The organism is Sphaerochaeta sp. UBA5836, from assembly GCF_002432845.1.
GTDB lineage: Bacteria > Spirochaetota > Spirochaetia > Sphaerochaetales > Sphaerochaetaceae > Sphaerochaeta.
Genome location: NZ_DJGW01000070.1, coordinates 1 through 2139, shown reverse-complemented (window position 1 = coordinate 2139; position 2139 = coordinate 1). Strand labels below are relative to the sequence as shown.

The following is a 2139-nucleotide window of genomic DNA, read 5'->3' as shown; positions in this document are numbered from 1 at the left end:
TGTATGGCTTAAGCTCGAGAACGTTTATAGGTTGATCCAGTACTGCTTGGGTACCGGGTTGGCTCCTTCCCAGATGATCTGGCGGAAGTGGACGGGGTCGGTATTGCCTTCGGTATTGATGAAAAGCACCTGGCTGTCCTTGTTCAATCCCAAGGCATCCTTGAGCTCCTTGAGTTCGGGGTACTGCATGATCGAAGCGAAGGCTCCCAGGGTTACAGCCCCGCTCTCTCCGCTGATGATGAACGGATCGCCGTTGAGCGGGGTCGCATACATTCTCATACCCTTGGCGGCAATATAGTCGGGGACAATAATGAATGCATCGGCATCTTCTTTCAAAATCTCCCATGCAATGGGGCTGGGGTCGCCACAAGCAAGGCCTGCCATAATGGTATCCAGGGGACCTGTGACCGTATGAGGCTTTCCGTCGTTTGCCAGGGCGCTTTCGTAGATGCAGGGAGCCTTGTCAGGCTCGACGACGATGCACTTCGGCGCATCCTGGCCGAATAAGGCATGGTAGAACCCGATGACCGAGGCAGCAAGAGCCCCGACACCCGCCTGTACGAAGAGATGCGTCGGCTTTACGATGCCGACACCGCTGAACTGCTCCTGGGCTTCTGCAAGCAGGGTGAGATAGCCCTGCATGATCCAGGTCGGAATTTCCGTGTAGTTGTCCCAGCTGGTGTCACTGATGATCGTCCAGCCATTCTTCTCTGCATCAATGGCTACCTGGCGCACGGCATCGTCGTAGTTGCCGTCGACGATGACAACCTTTGCCCCGTTGCTCTTGATCGCATCGATACGCCGTACGCTGGTTTCAGAGTGAACGTAAATGACACACTTGAATCCGAGGCGCTTTGCCGCCCACGCAATGCCACGACCATGGTTGCCGTCCGTGGCACTTGCGAAGGTAAGGTCCCCCACCTTTTCTTTGACCTCCTCACTGGCGAGGTAGGCGAACGGGGTGTCCTCCCCGAGTATGCCCAGTTGCTTTTGCAGATACCGATACAGGGCGAAGGATCCTCCGAGTACCTTGAAACTGTTGAGCTGCAGGCGGCTGGACTCATCCTTGGTCCAGATGCCGCCCACCCCGAACATGGTGGCAAGATTGGGCAGCCCCTGCAGCGGGCTCATCCGATAGCCGGGTATCTGCCTGTGGAAACGTCGGGAGCAATGCGCCTGCTTCATGGAAAAGAGCTTCGTAGCCAGCTCGACGTTTTTCTCGCGTGGCTCACGAACAATGTAGGAAATTTCCTGCTGTGTACCGGTCATATAATCCTCCAATTGGAAAATTGCTTATTTCAAATATTTTTACCTATTTATCTACCAATATCATCAATTATTCAAGACCTTATTACCGATATGATGAATTCTTTGGAAGGATATCAAAAAACAGGAAGACTGTCCTTTCATGCAGGTCAGAACCGATATCGCGCCCCGATTTGGGCAAGAAAGGTAACGGTGAGCCTTTCAATGAAGGGAACCTCGTCAACAGCATAAAACACTCCATACCCAAATGATACGGGAACTGAAAAATGACCGAGGAAAACAGGCTCAACACCGAAGCCGCCGCCGATTCCAAAGGAAGGCGCGTATCCATACTGCCCGGTGCTGCTGTCTACACTTGCAAAACCCCTATGGTTCAAACCGGCAAACCAATACAGGTCGCTTGCAAACCAATCCTGATAAGCAGCTGAGAAGAATGTATGCTGATACTCCACACCTACGCTGTAATCCAGATAGGAATTGCCTCTGAGATACAAGCCGACCGTGGCCTGCAATGCCGACGTTTCGTCAAATTTCTGGAAGAAGCTCAAGCCGTCGGCTGATAGTTGACCGACCTGCGCTCCGATGCCGCGTATGTATGTTGAAGCGGTTAAAGCGGAGATCCCGAATACCAAGAGCATAAGAAGAATCAAAAGAGCTTTCCGGTATTTCATGCCACCAGTGTAAAAGCTCCTCATCACCTAGAGCAAGATGACGACCTTACTGCACAATACGATATTGTTGATTGGTTATGGTAAAGTTCAGATCTCCCCGTTTCACGCCTTCACTTTGCAGGATCTGATGGTCTGCAGTGAAGAATATCGCCTCGACATCCTCAAAGGAGTTGATCAAGGCCATGCCCTTCTCATAACCCAG

Annotated in this window: 2 protein-coding genes; both read right to left on the bottom strand. The window is 52.0% G+C overall.

The window, feature by feature from the left end; all coding sequences use genetic code 11:
- Positions 1-24 precede the first annotated feature (24 nt).
- A complete protein-coding gene (locus tag B3F49_RS05655; RefSeq protein ID WP_293909614.1) occupies positions 25-1269 on the bottom strand; it encodes a diaminopropionate ammonia-lyase in 1245 nt (414 codons plus the stop codon).
- A 146-nt stretch (positions 1270-1415) separates the two neighbouring features.
- Positions 1416-1937, bottom strand: coding sequence for a hypothetical protein (locus B3F49_RS05650; RefSeq protein WP_293909612.1), 522 nt, complete (start codon positions 1935-1937; stop codon positions 1416-1418).
- Positions 1938-2139 lie beyond the last annotated feature (202 nt).

Bases quoted from the DNA above. Each gene is read 5' to 3' on its own strand.
- B3F49_RS05650 (WP_293909612.1), bottom strand. From the start codon at position 1,937: ATGAAATACCGGAAAGCTCTTTTGATTCTTCTTATGCTCTTGGTATTC.
- B3F49_RS05655 (WP_293909614.1), bottom strand. From the start codon at position 1,269: ATGACCGGTACACAGCAGGAAATTTCCTACATTGTTCGTGAGCCACGC.